We start from the raw sequence: 19,710 nt of genomic DNA on the forward strand, positions 1-19,710 counted from the left end.
GACGTCCAGGACGGTCCCGGACAGCGGGTCGGTGACGATGCGTTGCCAGCTGGACCCGAGGTCCAGGGCCATCGCGCGGGCCTGCTGGGCGTCGATCGGCCCGTACCCGGCGAGGTCACCGGGCTCGTCGTCGGCACCCATCAGGGTCGCCAGGGACACGGTCACGTGCACCACGGCCCGCGGGGCAGGCTCCGCGGCATCCCGGCAGCGGGTCGCCGCGGCCTGCGCCGGAGCGCCAGACTCCGCCGGCGCACCGGCCTCCGCCCGCGCAGCGGCCGGCGCCGGCGCGACCTCCGGGGCGGCGTCGACGGGCAGCCCGAAGGAGTCGTGGTCCTCGTGCGCCCCGTCGCGCCGCGAGGGCAGCACGGTGCCGTCGGCCGCGACCAGGTGCCCCGACCGCCCGAGCACCCGGTCCAGGAGCTCGTCGGCGCGCAGCTGGTCCAGGGTGCGCGGGTCGCCGGCCTCCCGGGACCGGCGGGCCAGCGCGTCGAGCATGCCGTCCAGCCGCACGGCGTCGGCGGCGGGCAGCACGGTCCACAGCCCGGCCATCCCGTCCTGCAGGATCTTCGGCCGGGACACCGTCCGGCAGGCGCGGGCGGCGCGGTGCCGGTCGGCGGCCCCGTCGGGGTCGACCCGGTTCAGCGCCCGCGCGACGTCGGCCCGGACCTGCTTGACCGACCGGCCCGCGACCCGCGGCAGCACCTCGGCCTCGACCGCAGCGGCCACGTCAGCCGGCTCGTCCCCGGCGCCCTGCACGATCGCCCGCGCCTTGGCCGGCTCGATCCGCCCGTCGGCCAGGGCCGCACCGGTGTCGGCCAGCGCGCCGGCGTACGCGCGGCCCTCACGGATGAGCATCGTCGCCTCGCCCGGCGGGACGAGCAGCCGCGCGGACAGGTCGGCCGCCGCCAGGTCGGCGTGCACGAACGCGGTGCCCTCGGGCAGGGCCCGGCACACCGCACCCAGGTCCGGGTGCCGCAGGTCCGGGTGCCGCGCCAGCGCGGCCGCCGCGGCGGTCTCCAGGGCGTGCGCGCGGGCGGCGACCCGCCGGGCCTGCACCACGACCTCGGGCAGGTCGTACGACGCCAGCGCGCTCAGGTCCAGGGCCTCCAGCTCCGCCAGCAGACCCGCTCCCGCGGGCAGCGCGTCCCACCGCTCCCCGAGTCCCGCGCCCGCGCCCGCGTCCGCACCCGCGCCCCGCACGCGGGCAGCCCCGGCGCCATCGGCGTCGGGGGCGCTGCGATCGAGCACGTCATCGGGCATACCACCACGCTAGGCAGCACCACCGCCCGACCCCCACGCCACCCGCGCCGCCCTGGGGACCACGCACGACCCTCACGCCTGTGGAGGACTCGGCACCCGCCCGTCGAGCAGCGACACCGCGTCGACCGCCCCCAGCACCACCCGCGTGAACCCGACGGGCGCGGTCAACGAGACGAGGTGGGTGGCCCCCGGCACGACGACGAGCCGCCCGTCCCGGCAGGCCCGCAGGAACCGGCGCTCCTCGCCCCGGAAGTGGTCGTACCGCCCGTTCACGAGCCACACGGGCGCCTCGACCCGGGCGAGGTCCGTGACGGGCGTCGCGGCCCGCATGGCCCGCAGCACGTCGTCCATCACGTCGAGCGCGAACCCGCCCGCCGCCACGTCCGCCGCCGCGGACGGGGAGAGCACCCGGTCGACCATGCCCTGGTTCAGGCCGGCGCCGGCGTCGGGCAGCCGCACGATGCCCCGGGCGAGGAGGGCCCAGCCGTCGACGAGCGCGACGAGCGGCCGGGTCGAGCACGCGGCCGCCACGAGCCCCGCCACCTGCTCGGGCCGGCGCGCGGCGTGCGCGATGCCGACGTACCCGCCGAGCGACAGCCCGACGACGAGCGCGCGCCCGCCGAGCGCGTCCACCCCGTCCGCGACGGCGGACACCGCCCCGTCCAGCGTGAACCGCTCCCCCCGCCGCGCACCGTGACCCGGCAGGTCGATCGCCAGGGCCTCGACGCCGTACGCCCGCAGCGCCTCGACCTGCGCGCGCCACATCGTGCGGGACGTCCGCAGCCCGTGCACGAGCACCACGGGGACCGTCATACGCGCCACGGTACCCACCGACCCGCACGACTCCGCCGCACGCCGCACCGCCCCGGCGCCGCACCGCCCCTCGGCGCCACCGCCCCCGGGCACGCAGAAGGGCCCGGGCCCCGCGAGCGTCTGCTCGCGCGACCCGGGCCCTCCCGGTGCTGACGTGCGGATCAGGCCTTGTCGGCCTCGTCCTTGGTGTCGGCGGCCTCGGCCTCGGGGGCGTCGGTCGCGGTCTCCTCGACCGTGGTCTCCTCGGCGGGGGTCTCCTCCGCCGGGGTCTCCTCGGCCTTCGGCGCGGCCTTCTGCGCGGCCTTGGTGGCCTCGCGGACGACGGCCTGCTTCGGCGAGACGGGCTCGAGCACGAGCTCGATCACGGCCATCGGCGCGTTGTCGCCCTTGCGGGGGCCGATCTTCGTGATGCGGGTGTAGCCACCCTGACGCTCGGCCATCTGCGGGGCGATCTCCACGAAGAGCTCGTGGACGACCGACTTGTCGCGGACGACGGTGAGGACGCGGCGGCGGGCGTGCAGGTCGCCGCGCTTGGCGAACGTCACCAGGCGCTCGGCGAGCGGGCGCAGGCGCTTGGCCTTGGCCTCGGTCGTCGTGATGCGCTTGTGCTCGAACAGCGCCGTGGCCAGGTTGGCCAGGATCAGCCGCTCGTGCGCCGGGCCGCCACCGAGCCGGGGACCCTTGGTGGGCGTAGGCATGTCGTTACTCCTTGGTTCCAGTGATGGGCCGGCGGCGCACCTCAGCGGTGCACCGCCTCCCCGGCATCAGTACTGCTCGTCCTCGGTGAAGTCGCCCTCGTCGCCGTCGTAGTACGCGGCGGCGGTCGGGTCGAAGTCGAGCGGGCTGTCCTTGAGGGACAGGTTGAGCTCGGCCAGCTTCTCCTTGACCTCGGTGATCGACTTCGCACCGAAGTTGCGGATGTCGAGCAGGTCGGCCTCGGAACGCGCCACGAGCTCGCCCACGGTGTGGATGCCCTCGCGCTTGAGGCAGTTGTACGACCGGATGGTCAGCTGCAGGTCCTCGATCGGCAGCGCCAGGTCGGCGGCCAGGGCCGCGTCGGTCGGCGACGGGCCGATCTCGATGCCCTCGGCCTCGACGTTCAGCTCGCGGGCGAGGCCGAACAGCTCCACCAGCGTCTTGCCGGCGGACGCCAGGGCGTCGCGCGGGCTGATCGCCGGCTTGGTCTCGACGTCGACGACGAGCTTGTCGAAGTCGGTGCGCTGCTCGACACGGGTCGCCTCGACCTTGTAGGTCACCTTGAGCACCGGCGAGTAGATCGAGTCGACCGGGATGCGGCCGATCTCGGCCTCGAAGGACTTGTTCTGGTTCGCCGACACGTAGCCACGGCCGCGCTCGACGGTCAGCTCGATCTCGAGCTTGCCCTTCTCGTTCAGCGTGGCGAGGTGCAGGTCCGTGTTGTGGACCTCCACGCCGGCCGGCGGCACGATGTCCGCCGCGGTCACGTCACCCGCACCCTGCTTGCGCAGGTACATCACGACCGGCTCGTCGTTCTCCGAGGAGACGACGAGGTTCTTGATGTTGAGGATGATCTCGGTGACGTCCTCCTTGACGCCCGGCACCGTGCTGAACTCGTGCAGCACGCCGTCGATCCGGATGCTCGTCACGGCCGCGCCCGGGATGGACGACAGCAGGGTCCGGCGCAGGGAGTTGCCGAGCGTGTAGCCGAAGCCGGGCTCGAGCGGCTCGATGGAGAACCGCGAGCGGTACTCCGAGATGACCTCTTCGGTCAGGGTGGGGCGCTGTGCGATGAGCACTTCGGGGTTCCTCTCAGCGTGCGTCCGCCATATGACGCAGCGCAGGTACTCGCTGGGCGGCGCGGGTCTCGGTCCACCCGCGCGACCGGCCGGCACCGCCGTGGGCGGGGGATCGCTCCCCCGCCCACGGCGGCCCGGCTACGGGTCAGACGCGGCGGCGCTTCGGCGGACGGCAGCCGTTGTGGGCCTGCGGCGTCACGTCCTGGATCGAGCCGACCTCGAGGCCGGCCGCGGTCAGGGAGCGGATCGCGGTCTCGCGACCGGAGCCCGGGCCCTTGACGAAGACGTCGACCTTCTTCATGCCGTGCTCGGCGGCCTTGCGCGCGGCGGCCTCGGCGGCCATGCCCGCGGCGTACGGGGTCGACTTGCGCGAGCCCTTGAAGCCCACGTCGCCGCCCGACGCCCAGGAGATCACGGCGCCGCTGGGGTCCGTGATCGAGATGATCGTGTTGTTGAAGGTGCTCTTGATGTGCGCCTGGCCGTGGGAGACGTTCTTCTTCTCCTTGCGGCGCGGCTTGCGCACGGAACTGCGGGTCTTGGGAGGCATGTGCTCGTTCTCTCTCGCTGCTGGTCGTGAGGTCGGTGCCCCGTCGCGGCGCGGGCGGCTGTCCGAGGACAGGCCCGGCGGGCCGCGGGCGGGTTACTTCCGGCCGGCCTTCTTCTTGCCGGCGACGGTGCGCTTCGGGCCCTTGCGGGTGCGCGCGTTGGTCTTGGTGCGCTGACCACGCACCGGGAGGCCGCGGCGGTGACGCAGGCCCTCGTAGCTGCCGATCTCGACCTTGCGGCGGATGTCCGCGGCGACCTCACGGCGGAGGTCGCCCTCGAGCTTGAAGTTGCCCTCGAGGTAGTCGCGGAGGGTGACGAGCTGGGAGTCGTCCAGGTCCTTGACGCGGAGGTCCGGGCTGATGCCCGTCGCGGCCAGGGTCTGCTGGGCGCGGGTACGGCCGACGCCGTAGATGTAGGTGAGCGCGATCTCGAGCCGCTTCTCGCGGGGGAGGTCGACGCCGACAAGACGTGCCATGTGCCTTTCGGCTCCTTGGACTTCGATCGGAGGTCTGCCGCACCGTCCTCCCGCGGGTTGAGCGGGCCCCGGCCTCCGAGCCGGGGGTTCACCGGTGGCGACCCGCCGTGGCGGGTGCGCTGCCGGTTCGGCGATGCGCTTGGTGCCGGTCCGTCAGGATCCGGCGGCGGTGCTGCTCAGGTGCGTCCCGAGCGGCAGGGCGTTCAGCCCTGGCGCTGCTTGTGGCGCAGGTTCTCGCAGATCACCTGGACGCGACCGTGCCGGCGGATCACCTTGCACTTGTCGCAGATCTTCTTGACGCTGGGCTTGACCTTCATGGCCTGTTCCTCCGCCGCCGATGCGCCGTGGTCCCTCGCGGGACGCAGGCCGACGGCGATGCTCGTTCGGTCGGTTACTTGTAGCGGTAGACGATGCGCCCGCGGGACAGGTCGTACGGGCTCAGCTCGACCACCACCCGGTCCTCGGGGAGGATCCGGATGTAGTGCTGGCGCATCTTGCCCGAGATGTGGGCGAGCACCTTGTGACCGTTGGTCAGCTCCACGCGGAACATCGCGTTGGGGAGAGCCTCGATCACGCTGCCCTCGATCTCGATGACACCGTCCTTCTTCGCCATGTCCTCCGCTAACTCTTGTCCTGAACTGCCGATCCCCACGCCCTCGCGTCCACCGGCGGTGCCGGCGGGCGGTGCGGACGTGGTGGGCGTGCCCCGGTCCCCGCCGGTACGCGGCCCGCACGCGCGCGACCGCGGTGCGGTCGGCTCGGGCGGGACGTGCGACAGCGCGAGGGCGCACACCCAACGGACGATCATACGCCATCGGGCGCCTGCGAGGAAACGCGGCCGGGTCCGTCAAGCGGACGCGCCGCCGCCGGGCACGACGGGGTCAACGCCCGTGGCGCGCGAGTTCTTCCCGCGCGCCACGGGCGCCCCGCCCGCGGCGGTCAGGCCCGGTGCCGGCTCCCCCCACGCCCCGCCGCACGCACGGGCCGCGCCGGCCCCCGCCCCCGCGCCAGCGCGATCAGCGCCGCGCCCAGCGCGAGCAGCACGCCGGCCGCGACCAGCGGCCACGCCGCGTCGGACCCGGTGGTCGCCAGGTCGCCGCCCGGCGCCGTGACGGCCACGCCGCCCGTGCGCTCGGCGGGCTCGCTCCACGCGACGTCCTCGGCGGCGAGCACCTCGAACCGGTAGCCCCGGCCCTCGACGTCCACGGTGGCCGTGTTGGTGACGTCGGCCCCCGCGGCGGTGAGGCCGGTGACGATCCGGACGGTGGCCGACTCCCCGGCGGGCAGCGAGCCGTCGTGGTCGCAGGTGACGACGCGGTCGACGGCGACGCAGGCGAACCCGGTGCCGGACGCGGACCGGAAGGTCAGCGCGCCGGGCAGGGCGTCGACGACGCTGAAGCCGGCGTAGGCGTCCTGGGTGCCGGTGGACATGACGGTGACGTCCCAGGTGATGCTGTCCGCGGTGCGGGCGACGGGGACCTTGCGCAGCGCGAGCTGCACGTCGTCGGCGAGCACCAGGCCGAAGTCCAGCGTGGTGTCGGACTCGCCGCCGACCAGGACCCGCGAGGTCGCGGTCCAGGTGGACGAGTCGAGGGCCCGGTCGGCGCCGGCGCCCGCGACGGTCGGCGCGTAGCCGGCCAGCGCGTCGGCGGAGGCGATGCGGTCGATCCGGACGACGTACTCGCCCGGCAGCAGCCCGGCGAAGGCGTAGGCGCCGTCGGCGTCGGTGGTGACCGGGCCGACCACGGCCCCACCGATCCCGGTGACCGCGCGCCCGTCGGTGGTCCGCAGGGTGACGACGACGCCGGGCACGCCCGGCTCGCCGGCTCCCTGCAGGCCGTCCAGGTCCTCGTCGAACCACACGCGGTCGCCGACGGCGACGGGCCGCTCGACGAGGCCCGCGTCCCAGGTGTCGTCCACGTAGGCGGCCACGAGGCCGTCCGCGGCGGTGGCGGGCCGGACGCCCGCGGCGCCGGGGCCGACGGTGATCGCCGGGGTCGCGGCGGTGCCGGGCGCGGTCTCCGCGACGTCGGAGTCGGCGTCGGCGCGCGGGGCGGCGGCGGAGCGCGGGGTCGTCCAGGTGTACCGGGCGGCGTCGGCCGCCGCGAGCTGGAGCTCGACGCGGTACGTGCCGGGCTCCAGCAGGTCGAAGGACCACCGGCCGTCGGCGTCGGTCACCGTGCGGGCGACCTCCGCGTCGGCCGCGTCGAGCAGCCGCACGGTGACGCCCGGGAAGGACGGCTCGCCGGCGTCCTGCACGCCGTCGCGGTCGGTGTCGAGCCACACCCGGTCGCCGAGCGCCCACAGCGGGCGGAAGCCGAAGTCGAGGGTGTCGTCGGCCTGGCCGCCCACGAGCGGGACGGCGGTGGCGGCGGAGCCCGCGGACGAGTCGGTCGCGGGGTCGCCCGCCCCGGCGACGGTGGGCCGGTAGGGCGCGAGGGCGGCCGCGGAGGCGACCGGGTCGACGGTGACGGTGTACGCGCCGGGCAGCAGGCCGGTGAAGGCGTACGCGCCGTCGGCGTCGGTGGTGACCGGGCCGACGGCCGCGCCGGCGGCGTCGGTGACCGGGCCCCCTGTGCCGTCGGCGCCCGCGCTCAGCGTGAGCACCACGCCCGGCAGGCCGGGCTCGCCGGCGTCCTGCACGCCGTCGCCGTCGACGTCGACCCACACCCGGTCGCCGACGCGCACGGGCAGCTCGGCGAGGCCGGCGTCCCGGGTCGGGTCGGCGTAGTCGGCGTCGGCGCCGGCCCAGACGGGGTCGCCCGCGAGGTCGTGCACGGCCGCGAGGGACTGCGCGGCGGGGGTCAGGGTGAACGCCGCGGTGCGGCCGAGGCGCGGGGTCGCGGCGAGGACGTCGGAGTCGCCGGCGGCGTCCCCGACGAGCGCGGCGGTGAAGGTCCACCGCTGCGCGAGGGCGTCGGGCAGCTCGACCTCGACCCGGTAGGTGCCCGGGTCGAGCGCGTCGAAGACGTACGCGCCGTCCGCGCCGGTGACGGTGGTCGCCAGGACGGCGTCGCCGGTGCCGAGCAGGCGCACGGTGGCGCCCTCGACGGCGGCCTCGCCCGCGCCCTGCCGGCCGTCGCGGTCGGCGTCGAACCACACGCGGTCGCCGACGGCCAGCGGCCGCCACTGCAGGCCCGCGTCGTGCGAGAGGTCGACCTGGGTGGCGACGAGGTCCGGGTGGGCGTCCTGCCACGCCTGGGGCAGGGAGCCGACCGCGGTGGTCTCGCTGCCGCCGGCGCCGAGCACGACGCCCGCGTCGACGGCGGTGGCGGGCGCGGCGGGGTCGACGACGGCGTCGGAGTCGACGGTGTCGTCGGAGCCCGCGCCCGCCCCGGTGTACCGGTACTGCGCGGCGAGCGCGCCCGGCAGGGTGTACGCGAGGTCGTAGGTGCCGGCGGGCAGGCCGTCGACCAGCCAGTCGCCGGCGGCGTCGGTCTCGGCGGAGGCGACGTAGGTCGCGGTGCCGCCGGAGACGGCGAGCACGTCGACGGTCACGCCGGGCACGCCGGGCTCGACCGCGGTGTCGTCGGACTGCCGGCCGTCGCGGTCGGCGTCGAGCCACACCCGGTCGCCGACGGCGACGAGCGGGTCGGCCCCGGCGGCCGCGAGGGCGAACCGGGCGCCGGCCTTGAGCGGCACGGAGGTGACGTCGGTCGGCCGCCCGGCGGCGCCGTCGGCCGGCACGCGGAACGCGAAGGAGCTCCAGGTGTCGGCGGCGGCGCGCGCGCCGGACAGCGGGGTGCGCATCGCCCACTGGACGCGGACGGACTCGCCGGAGGAGAACCGGTCGGCGGAGGTGAAGCTCACGACGAACTTGAGGCCCGTCACGCGCGCGGCCTGGGCGGCCGGCACCTGCTGCCCGGGGGTCAGCGGGGTGCTCGACCAGGTCGACGGCACCGGGTCGAACGCGGCGCTGGCGGCGAGGCCGCCCTGCCGGTAGTCGGCCGTGGTGGTGTAGACCGCGACGGTGGCGCCGGCCGGGAGGCCCGCGCCCGTCACCAGGGTCGGCACGACGCCGTCCCACACGGGCCGCCACTGGCTGCCGCGGCTGCCCGCCGCGCTGCCGTCCATCGCCGGGTAGTCGCCGGTGGTGGGGAGCATGGAGATCATCTCGAGCCGGTCGGTCGAGATCGTGGCGCGGCTGGTGACCTGCACCTGCCACTGCGTCGTCGAGCCGGCCGTGGTCACGACGGAGCACGGGAAGCGGTACCAGTCGCGGTCGTCGGCGCCGGTCCCCCGCGGGGCGCAGTCGGCCGCCTGGCCGGCGCGCGCCGGGGTGGTGCGGACGGCGCCCTGGGTGCCGGCGGCGTCGCGGACCCACTCCTCGGAGACGTAGACGTTCGCGCCGCCGATGGTGACGGCCCCGGCGCGGGCGAGGCAGGAGGCGGTGGCCGCGTCGTAGCTGCCGGGCGCGCAGGCGGTACCGCCGTCGTCGCCCGTCGGGGCGGCCTGCACGGGGCGGGTCGCGGAGGCGGCGGTGGCCGTGTTCACGATCGTCGTGGTCGACAGGTCGGTGGCGATCCGCAGCCAGACGAGGACCTCGACGCCCGCGCCGGGGGCGAGCCGGCTGTCGGCCGGGAAGGTCAGCGTGAGGACGCCGTCCTCCGCGGTGACGGCGGGGTCGCCGAGCGGGTTCGCCCCGCCGCCGGCGGCCTGCACGACGACCGGGGCCTGCCCCTCGGGCGCGGCGCCGTGGACGAGCGAGCCGTCCTCGGGCAGCCGGTCGGTGACGACCAGGCCGGTGAGGTCGGCGGCGTTCGCGCCGCTCGCGGTGTTGGTGACGGCGATCCGGTACCGGACGAAGTCGCCCGGCGCGCGGGACGCGGGGTCGAGCTCGGTCTTCTGCACCCGGATGGTGGCGGCGCCCGCGTGCACGGTGGTGCTGACGGGCCCGGCGGTCTGCGCCTGCGAGCCGAGGTCGGCGCGCAGGGCCTGGGCGGTGACGGAGTTGCTGATCACGCCGCGGGCGCTCTCGCCCGGGTTCGCGGTGAGCTCGGCCCGGCCCTGGTAGCGCCAGCCGTCGGCGCCGACGGCGCTGGGCAGGCCGCCGGTGCGGAGCTCCTCGCGGAGGGTGCCCGCGAGCACGACGCGGCCGTAGCCCTGGCCGGGCGCGGGGATGGTGGAGGAGTCGGTGTCGAGGAACCGCACGCGGACGCCGATGACGTCGGCCGCCTGGACGCCGTGCTGGGCGGCGAGGGCCGCGAGGTCCCAGGTGCCGGTCGGCACGAGGGCGTCCCAGGCCTGCCAGGTCGGCGTGCCGGCGTAGCCGCCGTCCGCGTCGACGTCGAGGCCGGCCGCGGCGACGAGGACCTCGAGCTCGGCGCGCTCGACGCCGGACGGCACGGACTGCACGGCCACGGTCCGGAGGGCGACGGCGTTGAAGAACCGCGCGTCGGCGTCGGTGAGCAGCAGCTGGTCGGCCGGGGTGAGGCCGAAGTTCTGCACGGACAGCGTGCTGGTGACCGCGGGCGCGGCGGCGTCGCGCTGGACGTCGACGGGCGAGACGGTCACGGTCGGGAACGCCTCGAGCTGGGCGCCGCGCAGGGAGACGGCGTCGCGGGCGGTCCCGGACGCGGTGCCCGGCGCGCAGGTGGGCGTGCGGGACATCCCGCGGGTCTCGCCCGCGCAGACGCGCGCGTCGGTGACCCGGGCCTCGGCGACGTTCGCGACCTGGACCACGTCGTCGCCGACGCCGGCCTCGGGGACGTCGCCCGTCACGCGGTTGTGCGCGAGCAGGCGGGTGCCGAGGACCAGGCGGGCCTGGTTCGTCCAGGCGATGCGGCCGGTGTAGCGCACCTGCACGCCGACGACGTCGGCCAGGGCGGCCTCGTCGGCGTCGAGCAGCTCGGAACGCGGGACGGTCCGGTGGCTGACCGCGCCGTCGGCGGCCCGCTCGTACACGACGACCTCGACCGCGGACGCGCCCGGCAGGCCGCCCGCGTCGGTGAGCTCGCGGACGTCGGTGATCGCGAAGGCGGCGAAGGGCGCGTCGGCGTCGATCGTCGTGGCGGTGTCGATGCCCTGCGGCTCGGTCAGCACCAGCTGGTCCACGCGGGTGCCGGAGACGCTGGCGGCGGTGGCGGTCAGGGTCGCGGTCGGCCACGCGGAGTCGGGCGCGGCGGACGGGTCGACGGGCAGCGCGAGGTCGTGCAGGTTGCTGCTGCCGGTCAGCGGGCTGCCGTTGGCGTCCCGGAGCCAGGACTTGGTGGCGGTGGCGCCGAGCGACGCGGGCTGGAGGGTGACGACGCGCTCGCCGACCGGGTTCACCGGGCCGCCGAGGTCGACCGCGGAGCCGTCGGCGGTCGCGGCGCCGGTCACGCGGCCGGAGTTCTCCACCTCGCCGGCGACGGAGCCGGTGTAGGTGTAGGCGTCGTTGGCGGGCTGGCCGGTGGCGCGGGAGGTGTCGCGCAGGGCGAAGGAGACGGCGAGCTGGCGCGCGGGCGCGTCGGTGCTCGCGACGGCGCCGGTGGTCAGCGTGCCCAGCAGGCCGCGCCGCCAGTCGGAGGCGGCCAGCGCCTGCCGCTCGGCGTCGGGGCGCGCGGCGTAGACCAGCTGCACGCCGCCGATCCGGGCCCGCAGCGACGCGGACTGGATCTGCACGCCCGGGAACGAGCCCGCGTACGGGAAGGCGCCCTGCGCGGCGGCGCCGCCGAACGCGACGTCCGTCCGGGCGGCGGCGGGGTTCGTCCGGTCGGCCCAGGCGGTGCCGGTCCACACGCGGGTGGCCAGGGACTCCCAGCGGCCGTCCGCGACGTCGAAGACGCGCACGTCGGTCACGCGGTCGAACACCAGGTACGGGTCGTAGACGCCGGACGCCGCGGGGCCCGAGGTGATCGGCTGGACGCCGGTGAGGTCGAAGGTGTCGTAGAAGCTGCCCGCGGAGCCCGTCGCCGGGTCCTGCTGCGCGCCGGTGACGCCGTTCGCGTCGGTGACGGTGACGCTCGACAGGTCCTCGCCGCCGGTGCCCCAGGTGAGCGTCGCGGTGGTCGCGTCGCCGTTGCCCTCGGTGCGGTTGCGGTTGTCCATCGTCTTGACCAGCGCGGAGTAGCCCGTGCCGCCGGAGCCCCCGAGCATGCGGACGGTGTCCGAGACGCGGCGGACCGTGCTGGTCACCGTGAAGCCCTCGATCGCCGCGGAGGAGGTGATCTGGGCGACGTTGGTGCGGTCGGCGCCGTCCGCCCAGGTGCCCGTCGTGACGCCGGCGCGCAGCGCGAAGGTGATCCGGACGCGCGCGCGGTCGCCGTTGGCGAAGGTGCCGCCGCCGGGGCGGGTGACGACGACGCGGACGCCGCGCCAGTCGGCGGTGTCGCCGAGGGCGGCGAGGTCGCCGCCGAAGCCGACCCACTGGGGGTCGGCGGCCGTGTAGTACTGCAGCTGCGCGGAGCCGCCGGCCGGCACGGCGGCCTCGACGGAGGTCGGCGCGAACGCGGTCCACCAGGCGGCGCCCGAGGTCCCCCCGGTCGCGGCGGTGCGCGCGGCGGCGCTGTCCTCGAGGGTCAGCGTGTCGGGCAGGTGCCCGCTCCCCCCGCTCAGCGGGCGGGCGGTCGCCTCGAGCACCGCGTCGACGGTCGCGCCGGCGGAGCGGGTGACGTACGGCTCGGCGACGTACTTGGTGCCGGCGACGTCGACGGTCGGCACGGCGACGGCGACGGTGGCCGCGGTGACGGGGCGGTTGCCGCTGGCCTGGGTGCGCGGGGTGACGGCGGAGGTGTCGGTACCGAGCGTGGTGGTCGCGACGGTGTGCACGGCGTAGGTGGCCGCGGCGCTCGCGGTCGCGGTGCGGGCGAGGTACGGCAGGGTGACCGACGCGCCCATGGGCACGGCGGCACCGGCGCCGCGCACGGTGGCGCGGAACCCGGTGACCTCGGACCAGGACGCGAGCCCGAACGCGGCCGGGTCGGTCGGCACGGCGGGCGCGGCGGCGTCGAGGTCGACGGTGTGCTCGACCGAGCCGGCGAGCACGGTGAGCTCGAGGCGCGCGGGACCGGTGAGCCCCTGGACCGCGACGCCGGAGCCGTCCGCGCTGTCGGTGCGCCCGGGCGCGGTGCCGCGCGCGGCGCCGAAGCCCGCGAAGGCCAGGCCGGCGCCGAACGGGTTGGCCAGGGCCGGGAGGTCGGGGTCGATCGCGGCGTCGGTGGCCGTCACCTGCGCGGCGGTCGCCGGGACCTCGACGACGAGCGCGTCGACGGCGCGCCGCGACCAGTTGGTGCCGGCGGCGGTGCCGCGGACGAACCCGCCGCCGTACACCGGGGTGCTGAGGCCGACGAGCGCGGTCGCGGAGCCCGCGTACGCGCGCGGGTCGAAGATCCGGAAGCCCCGGGTGTCGGTGGTGGCGCCGGAGGTCGCCGCGCCGCGCGCGGCCCGCGCGGTCGCGGTGCCGGTCACGGTGAGGGTGTTCATGTCGGAGGCGGCCGAGAAGGTCGCGGCGCCCGCGGTCACGTAGTCGGCCGTGCCGCCGGTGCGCGCGACGGGGGTCGCGCCCTGGCTGCCGTGCTCGCGCACGTCGACCCGCAGGGTGGCGGGCGAGGCGGAGGCGACCAGGCCGCCGGTGGCCGCGGCGAACACGACCTGCAGGCCGGTGAGGCGGGACCGCGTGGTCGCGTCGAGGCCGGCGAGCAGGTCGGCCGCGGCGTCCGGGCCCGTGGCAGTCCCGATGGTCACCCGCGTGGGCGCGCCCGAGCCCGTCCAGGTCCACCCGGTGACGGCCGCGGTCGCCGCGCCGGCGGGCCAGGCGGTGATCGCGAGCCCGGTCAGGTCGGTGAGCATCCCGACGGTGCCGGCGGCGGGCGCCGTGGCGGGGTTGCTGCCGCCCCAGGTCAGCGTGAGGCTGTCCGCCGGGTCGCCGGTCAGCGTGCCGGTGACGGTGGCGGAGTTGGTCGGGGTGTCCGCGCCGTCGACGACGCCCGAGAGCCAGCCCTCGCGGGCCCAGGAGATCTGGGTGCTGGTGGCGAGGTTCACCGGGAACTCGCCGGTGACCCGCACCCGGCCCCTGGTCCCGACGCCCCCGGTGGCCGTGGGGGTGGCGGTGATGGTCCCGGTCTGCGTGCCGCCCGCGGCCGGCGTCACCAGGCGGGTCGACAGGCGCAGGTCCCCGCTGACGCCCGACTGCAGGCCGGTGAGGCCGTCCGAGGTGGTGCTGGTGAACCGCACGGAGAACGCGGCGGCGGTGGCGTAGTCGGCGGTCGCGGTGCCGCCGACGGCGTCGGCCCAGTACTGCACGGTCGCGCCGAGGCCGGACACGTCCAGCGCCTGGGTCAGCCGCAGCGCGTCGAGCGCCACGTCCATCGTCGCGTGCTCGCACGACGACTCGTCGCCCGCGCACCGGTAGCCGAGGGTGCTGTTGACGGTGCCCGCGGCGGGGCTCGCCGTGTACGCCGCGTCGAACCCGAGCTCCGGGTCGGCGGGCGGCGCGGCCTGCGCGGTGGCGCCGGAGGTCACCGAGAAGCCCGTGACGGTGAGCACCGGGTCGGCGGCGGCGACGGCCGCGGGCGCGGTGGTGGCCACGACGAGCGGGGCGAGCAGCGCCCCGACGACGGCCAGCACGGCGGGTCGGCGGAGACGGAGGCGGAGCGAGGCAGGCATGCGCGGCTTTCGGGGCGGGCACGAGCGCGCGACGACGGGGCGTCACGCGGAGGGGGACGCCATACCTTCGGGCGCAACCTGACCCGTCATGAGTCCGCTATGGGGTGAAAGCACCCCTCTGACCTGGTCTGTCCGCTTTGGGGTGAGGTGCTAGCACCCGCGCGAGGGACCGGATTCACCCGCCGGGGTCACGGGCGGCGCGCGCGGGTGACCCGCGGGACGCCGAGACCCACCGTCCCCGCGGCGGGGAGGTGGGTCTCGGGAGGGGCCGGGCGGGCCGGCGCGCGGCCGGGCGTCAGCCCAGCGGGGCCACCGCGACGCCGCGCGCGGCGAGCTCCGCCGCGCCGCCGTCGACGGCCGTGAGCACCCAGATGCCGCCGTCGTGCAGGGCGACCGAGTGCTCCCAGTGCGCCGCGCGGGCGCCGTCCGCCGTGACGACGGTCCAGTCGTCGTCGAGCACCTCGGTGGCGTGCCCGCCCCGGGTGATCATCGGCTCGACCGCCAGGCACATGCCGGCGCGGAGCTTCGGCCCGCGGTCGCGGGCCCGGTAGTTGAGGACGTCCGGCGGCTGGTGCATCGCGGAGCCGATGCCGTGCCCGACGTAGTCCTGGACGATGCCGAACGGCACGCCCCCGTTCACGGCCGCGTCCGCCGCCGCGACGGCGTCCTCCACCGCGTCGCCCACGACCGCCAGCCGGTCGGCGATCCCGCCGCCCTCGCAGGCGAGCGCGGCGATGCCGTCCCACATGGCGCGCTCGGTCAGGTCCGCCAGCGCGACGTCGGCCGGGTCGGCCTCGGGCAGCACCAGGGTGAGCGCCGAGTCGCCGTGCCAGCCCTCGACGATCGCGCCGCAGTCGATCGACACCACGTCGCCCGGCTGCAGCACGCGGCCGGACGGGATGCCGTGCACGACCTCGTCGTTGACCGACACGCAGATGGTCGCCGGGTAGTCGTAGTACCCGAGGAACGACGGCAGCGCGCCGGCGTCCGCGATCACCGCGGCGGCGACGGCGTCCAGGTCGGCCGTGGTCGCGCCGGGCACCGCGGCCGCGCGCGCCGCCGCCAGGGCGTCGGCGACGACCAGCCCGGCGCGCCGCATGAGCAGCACCTGGTCGGGCGTCTTGAGCTCGATCTTCTCGCGTCCGAACACGACTCCCCCGCCGGTCAGCCGACCTGGGAGGCGAGGGCCGCGAGCAGGCGCTCGGTGACCTCGTCGACCTCGCCGATGCCGTCGACGCGGACCAGCAGGTCGCGCTCGGCGTACAGGCCCGAGACCGGGGCGGTCTGCTCGGCGTACACGTCCAGGCGCCGGCGGATCACGGGCTCGGTGTCGTCCGCGCGGCCCTCGATCTCGGCGCGCTTGAGCAGCCGCTCGACGACGACGTCCGCGTCCGCGGTGATCTCGAGCGCGGCGTCCAGCGCGCGGCCGTCCGCCTCGAGGATCGCGTCGAGCTCGCCGACCTGCGCGGTGTTGCGCGGGTAGCCGTCGAGCAGGAAGCCCTGGGCGGCGTCCGGCTGCGCGAGCCGGTCGCGCACCATCGCGTTGGTGACCTCGTCCGGGACGAGCTCGCCGCGCGCGGTGTACTCCTGCGCGGTGCGGCCGAGCTCGGTGCCGCCCTTGATGTTGGCGCGGAAGATGTCGCCGGTCGAGATCGCCGGGACGCCGAGCCGCTCGGCCAGGCGCGCGGCCTGGGTGCCCTTGCCGGCCCCGGGGGGGCCGAGCAGGACGAGGCGGGCGGTGGAGCCGGAGGCTGCCGGAGCGGTGCTCATCGGAGGAACCCTTCGTAGTGGCGCTGCTCGAGCTGCGACTGGATCTGCTTCACCGTCTCGAGGCCGACGCCCACGACGATGAGGATCGACGAGCCGCCGAACGGGATGTTCGTGCCGACGCCCAGGACGATGAACGCGATCGTCGGGATCAGCGCGACCAGCGCGAGGTAGAGGGACCCGGGCGCGGTGATGCGGGTGATCACGTAGTCCAGGTACTCGGCCGTGGGACGGCCGGCGCGGATGCCGGGGATGAACCCGCCGTACCGCTTCATGTTGTCCGCGACCTCGTCCGGGTTGAACGTGATCGCCGTGTAGAAGTAGCAGAAGAAGATGATCAGCAGGACGTACAGCGCGATGTGCAGCGGCGCGTCGGTGGCGGCGAGGTTGGTCGCGACCCACTGCTTCCAGCCGGACGTCTGGTCGCCGAAGCCGGCGAGCAGCGCGGGGACCTGCAGCAGGGACGACGCGAAGATCACCGGGATCACGCCGGCCATGTTGATCTTGATCGGGATGTAGGTCGAGGACCCGCCGTAGGTGCGACGCCCCACCATGCGCTTGGCGTACTGCACCGGGATGCGGCGCTGGGACTGCTCGACGAAGACGACCAGCGCGATGACCAGGACGATGATCGCCATGATCACCAGGAACGCGCCGATGCCGCCGGAGCCGCCCGCGATCGACCACATGGCGCCCGGGAAGGACGCGGCGATCGAGGTGAAGATGAGCAGCGACATGCCGTTGCCGACGCCGCGCTCGGTGATGAGCTCGCCCAGCCACATGATGAGGCCGGTACCGGCGGTCATCGTGATGATCATGAGCAGCGTCGTCATGATGCTGTCGTCCGGGATCACGTCCACGGAGCAGCCCTGGAAGAGCTGGCCGTTGCGGGCCGTGATGATGACGGTCGTCGACTGCAGGACGGCGAGGCCGATCGTCAGGTACCGCGTGTACTGCGTGAGCTTCGCGGTGCCGGACTGGCCCTCCTTGTGCAGGGCCTCGAACCGGGGGATCACCACGCGCAGGAGCTGGATGATGATGCTCGCGGTGATGTACGGCATGATCCCGAGCGAGAACACCGACAGCTGCAGCAGCGCGCCGCCGCTGAACAGGTTCACCAGGCCGAGCAGCGTGTTCGACTCGCCCTGGTCGATGCAGATCTGCACGTTCGGGTAGGACACGCCCGGGGTCGGCAGGAACGAGCCGATCCGGAAGATCACCATGATGCCGATGGTGAACAGCAGCTTGCGCCGCAGGTCGGGTGTCCGGAACGCCCGCACGAATGCGCTGAGCACGTGTCCTCCTGCTCCGCCGAAGCGGGATGTCGTCGAGGCGGCCGGCACGCCGCGCGCCGGTCCGTCGTCGGGTCGGGCGCACCGTGGCGCCCGACGCCCTGCCGAACCCTAACGGACTTCCGTCCCTGGGTGGGCATCGCCCCCCGGCCGTGCGGCCGTGGCGGCGGCGGGGTCGCGGGCCGGGTCCGGCCCGGTCCCCCGGGGAAAGCCGAACGGGGCCGGCGGGGCCTGGAGCCCTCGCCGACCCCGTTCGTCTGGGATCAGTCCTGCGCGACGCTGCCGCCGGCGGCCAGGATCTTCTCCTTGGCCGAGCCGGAGTACGCGTCGACGGCCACGGACACCTTCACCGTGATCTCGCCGGTGCCGAGCACCTTGACGGGCTGGCCCTTGCGGACCGCGCCCTTCGCGACCAGGTCCGCCACCGTGACGTCGCCGCCGTCGGGGTAGAGCGCCGACAGCTTGTCCAGGTTCACGACCTGGTACTCGACCCGGAACGGGTTCTTGAAGCCGCGGAGCTTGGGCAGCCGCATGTGCAGCGGCATCTGCCCGCCCTCGAAGCGCTCCGGCACCTGGTACCGGGCCTTGGTGCCCTTGGTACCGCGACCGGCGGTCTTGCCCTTGGACGCCTCACCACGACCCACGCGGGTCTTGGCGGTCTTGGCACCCGGGGCCGGACGCAGGTGGTGCACCTTGAGCGTGCCGCCGGCACCCTCGGTCGCCTTCGCCTCGGCCTTGTCGGCCTTGGCGGCGGCGGCCTTGGGGGCCTTCGCCTTGGCAGCCGGCTTCTCCTCGGCAGCCGCCTCGGCCTCGGCCTTCGCCTTGGTCGTGCGGGCCGGGGCCTTGCGGGCCGGCTTCTCGGCGGCCGACTCGGTCGCCGTCGCCTTCTTGGCGCGCGTGGCCTTCGGAGCCGCGGCAGCGGTCTCCTCGACCTTCTCGGTCTCCTTCTCCGCCATCGTCACTCCACCTCCTCGACCGCGACCAGGTGCGTCACCGTCTTGACCATGCCGCGGATCTCAGGACGGTCCTCCTTGACGACGACGTCGCCGATCCGCTTGAGGCCCAGGGTGCGCAGCGTGTCGCGCTGGTTCTGCTTGCCGCCGATGGCGGACTTGGTCTGGGTCACCTTCAGGCGAGCCATCAGGCACCCACCTTCTCCGTCTTCGCGGCGCGACCCGCGGCCTGGGCCTTGAGCAGCGACGCCGGGGCGACGTGCTCGAGCGGCAGGCCACGGCGCGCGGCGACGGCGGCCGGCTCCTCGAGACCCTTCAGCGCGGCGACCGTGGCGTGCACGATGTTGATCGCGTTGGAGGAGCCGAGGGACTTCGACAGGATGTCGTGGACGCCGGCGCACTCGAGCACCGCACGCACCGGACCGCCGGCGATCACGCCGGTACCCGGGGACGCGGGACGCAGGAAGACGACGCCGGCGGCGGCCTCACCCTGGATGGGGTGGGTGATGGTGCCCTGGATGCGGGGGACGCGGAAGAAGTTCTTCTTCGCCTCCTCGACACCCTTGGCGATCGCCGCGGGCACCTCCTTGGCCTTGCCGTAGCCGACACCGACCGTGCCGTCGCCGTCGCCGACGACGACCAGGGCGGTGAAGCTGAAGCGACGGCCACCCTTGACGACCTTGGCGACGCGGTTGATGGAGACGACGCGCTCGAGGAACGCGCTCTTCTCGGCGGCGTCGCCCCGGCGGCCGTCACGGCGACCGCCGTCGCGGCGGTCACCGCCGCCCTGGCCCTGGGGAGCGCCCGTGTTGCTGCGCTGAGGAGCAGCCATCAGTGGATCCTCTTCTTCGATGCGGGAATGGTCGTCGTCACAGCGCCAGACCGCCCTCGCGGGCGGCGTCGGCCACTGCGGCCACACGCCCGTGGTACTTGTTGCCGCCGCGGTCGAAGACCACCGCGTCGATGCCGGCCGCCTTGGCGCGCTCGGCGATCAGCTCGCCGACGCGACGGGCCTTGGCCGTCTTGTCGCCCTCGGCGGCACGCAGGTCCACCTCGAGGGTCGAGGCGGAGACCAGGGTGCGGCCCACGGCGTCGTCGACGACCTGCGCGACGAGGTTGCGGTTCGACCGGGTGACGACCAGGCGCGGACGCGCGGCGGTGCCGGCGACCTTCTTGCGCAGCCGGAGGTGGCGGCGCTTGCGGGCCTTGAACTTGCCCTTACCGATGATGGTGATCGCCATGGC

16 protein-coding genes are annotated in these 19,710 nt (G+C 75.4%); all 16 read right to left on the reverse strand.

Translation table 11 applies throughout. The annotated features are described in order from the left end of the window. The coding region (locus VER05_RS15495; RefSeq protein WP_324846233.1) for a DUF222 domain-containing protein at positions 1 to 1,260 on the reverse strand (1,260 nt) is incomplete at its 3' end. A 72-nt stretch (positions 1,261 to 1,332) separates the two neighbouring features. Beyond that, entirely contained in the window at positions 1,333 to 2,073 is a 741-nt protein-coding gene (locus VER05_RS15500; RefSeq protein ID WP_324846234.1) for an alpha/beta hydrolase, read from the reverse strand. A gap of 161 nt (positions 2,074 to 2,234) precedes the next feature. After that, the gene (gene rplQ, locus VER05_RS15505; RefSeq protein WP_158374067.1) at positions 2,235 to 2,771 is read right to left on the reverse strand and encodes a 50S ribosomal protein L17; all 537 of its coding nucleotides are present in this window, start codon (positions 2,769 to 2,771) and stop codon (positions 2,235 to 2,237) included. Between the two features lie 66 nt (positions 2,772 to 2,837). Beyond that, the gene (locus VER05_RS15510; protein WP_147794340.1) at positions 2,838 to 3,848 is read right to left on the reverse strand and encodes a DNA-directed RNA polymerase subunit alpha; all 1,011 of its coding nucleotides are present in this window, start codon (positions 3,846 to 3,848) and stop codon (positions 2,838 to 2,840) included. Between the two features lie 145 nt (positions 3,849 to 3,993). Then, positions 3,994 to 4,395: a 30S ribosomal protein S11 gene (gene rpsK, locus VER05_RS15515; protein ID WP_147794341.1), complete on the reverse strand. Its 402-nt coding sequence runs from the start codon at positions 4,393 to 4,395 to the stop codon at positions 3,994 to 3,996. A 93-nt stretch (positions 4,396 to 4,488) separates the two neighbouring features. Next, entirely contained in the window at positions 4,489 to 4,869 is a 381-nt protein-coding gene (rpsM, locus tag VER05_RS15520) for a 30S ribosomal protein S13 (RefSeq protein WP_203669150.1), read from the reverse strand. Between the two features lie 203 nt (positions 4,870 to 5,072). Beyond that, a complete protein-coding gene (rpmJ, locus tag VER05_RS15525; RefSeq protein ID WP_013117849.1) occupies positions 5,073 to 5,186 on the reverse strand; it encodes a 50S ribosomal protein L36 in 114 nt (37 codons plus the stop codon). A gap of 74 nt (positions 5,187 to 5,260) precedes the next feature. After that, positions 5,261 to 5,482, reverse strand: a complete 222-nt coding sequence (gene infA, locus VER05_RS15530; RefSeq protein ID WP_146838576.1) for a translation initiation factor IF-1 — start codon at positions 5,480 to 5,482, stop codon at positions 5,261 to 5,263. A gap of 326 nt (positions 5,483 to 5,808) precedes the next feature. Next, on the reverse strand, positions 5,809 to 14,454 hold the full coding sequence (locus VER05_RS15535) for an SdrD B-like domain-containing protein (RefSeq protein ID WP_324846236.1): 8,646 nt from the start codon (positions 14,452 to 14,454) through the stop codon (positions 5,809 to 5,811). 295 nt (positions 14,455 to 14,749) lie between these two features. Next, positions 14,750 to 15,604: a type I methionyl aminopeptidase gene (map, locus tag VER05_RS15540; protein WP_324846237.1), complete on the reverse strand. Its 855-nt coding sequence runs from the start codon at positions 15,602 to 15,604 to the stop codon at positions 14,750 to 14,752. 14 nt (positions 15,605 to 15,618) lie between these two features. After that, positions 15,619 to 16,224 carry an adenylate kinase gene (locus tag VER05_RS15545; RefSeq protein ID WP_324846239.1) on the reverse strand — a complete coding sequence of 202 codons (606 nt, stop codon included), beginning with the start codon at positions 16,222 to 16,224 and terminating at the stop codon, positions 15,619 to 15,621. Further along, positions 16,221 to 17,516 carry a preprotein translocase subunit SecY gene (gene secY / locus VER05_RS15550; RefSeq protein ID WP_324846240.1) on the reverse strand — a complete coding sequence of 432 codons (1,296 nt, stop codon included), beginning with the start codon at positions 17,514 to 17,516 and terminating at the stop codon, positions 16,221 to 16,223. Before secY ends, VER05_RS15545 begins: the two co-directional genes overlap by 4 nt. A gap of 260 nt (positions 17,517 to 17,776) precedes the next feature. Then, entirely contained in the window at positions 17,777 to 18,469 is a 693-nt protein-coding gene (gene rplO / locus VER05_RS15555; protein WP_324846241.1) for a 50S ribosomal protein L15, read from the reverse strand. A 2-nt stretch (positions 18,470 to 18,471) separates the two neighbouring features. Beyond that, the gene (gene rpmD / locus VER05_RS15560; protein ID WP_146838591.1) at positions 18,472 to 18,654 is read right to left on the reverse strand and encodes a 50S ribosomal protein L30; all 183 of its coding nucleotides are present in this window, start codon (positions 18,652 to 18,654) and stop codon (positions 18,472 to 18,474) included. Then, positions 18,654 to 19,298 carry a 30S ribosomal protein S5 gene (gene rpsE / locus VER05_RS15565; RefSeq protein WP_324846242.1) on the reverse strand — a complete coding sequence of 215 codons (645 nt, stop codon included), beginning with the start codon at positions 19,296 to 19,298 and terminating at the stop codon, positions 18,654 to 18,656. Before rpsE ends, rpmD begins: the two co-directional genes overlap by 1 nt. A 37-nt stretch (positions 19,299 to 19,335) precedes the next feature. Continuing rightward, on the reverse strand, positions 19,336 to 19,707 hold the full coding sequence (rplR, locus tag VER05_RS15570; protein ID WP_324846243.1) for a 50S ribosomal protein L18: 372 nt from the start codon (positions 19,705 to 19,707) through the stop codon (positions 19,336 to 19,338). Positions 19,708 to 19,710: the final 3 nt, after the last annotated feature.

Source organism: Cellulomonas sp. (genome assembly GCF_035634735.1).
GTDB lineage: Bacteria > Actinomycetota > Actinomycetes > Actinomycetales > Cellulomonadaceae > Cellulomonas.

Coding starts and splice junctions, on each gene's coding strand:
- VER05_RS15500 (WP_324846234.1), bottom strand. CDS start 2,073: ATGACGGTCCCCGTGGTGCTCGTGCACGGGCTGCGGACGTCCCGCACG.
- rplQ (WP_158374067.1), bottom strand. CDS start 2,771: ATGCCTACGCCCACCAAGGGTCCCCGGCTCGGTGGCGGCCCGGCGCAC.
- rpsK (WP_147794341.1), bottom strand. CDS start 4,395: ATGCCTCCCAAGACCCGCAGTTCCGTGCGCAAGCCGCGCCGCAAGGAG.
- rpsM (WP_203669150.1), bottom strand. CDS start 4,869: ATGGCACGTCTTGTCGGCGTCGACCTCCCCCGCGAGAAGCGGCTCGAG.
- rpmJ (WP_013117849.1), bottom strand. CDS start 5,186: ATGAAGGTCAAGCCCAGCGTCAAGAAGATCTGCGACAAGTGCAAGGTG.
- infA (WP_146838576.1), bottom strand. CDS start 5,482: ATGGCGAAGAAGGACGGTGTCATCGAGATCGAGGGCAGCGTGATCGAG.
- VER05_RS15535 (WP_324846236.1), bottom strand. CDS start 14,454: ATGCCTGCCTCGCTCCGCCTCCGTCTCCGCCGACCCGCCGTGCTGGCC.
- VER05_RS15545 (WP_324846239.1), bottom strand. CDS start 16,224: ATGAGCACCGCTCCGGCAGCCTCCGGCTCCACCGCCCGCCTCGTCCTG.
- rplO (WP_324846241.1), bottom strand. CDS start 18,469: ATGGCGGAGAAGGAGACCGAGAAGGTCGAGGAGACCGCTGCCGCGGCT.
- rpmD (WP_146838591.1), bottom strand. CDS start 18,654: ATGGCTCGCCTGAAGGTGACCCAGACCAAGTCCGCCATCGGCGGCAAG.
- rpsE (WP_324846242.1), bottom strand. CDS start 19,298: ATGGCTGCTCCTCAGCGCAGCAACACGGGCGCTCCCCAGGGCCAGGGC.
- rplR (WP_324846243.1), bottom strand. CDS start 19,707: ATGGCGATCACCATCATCGGTAAGGGCAAGTTCAAGGCCCGCAAGCGC.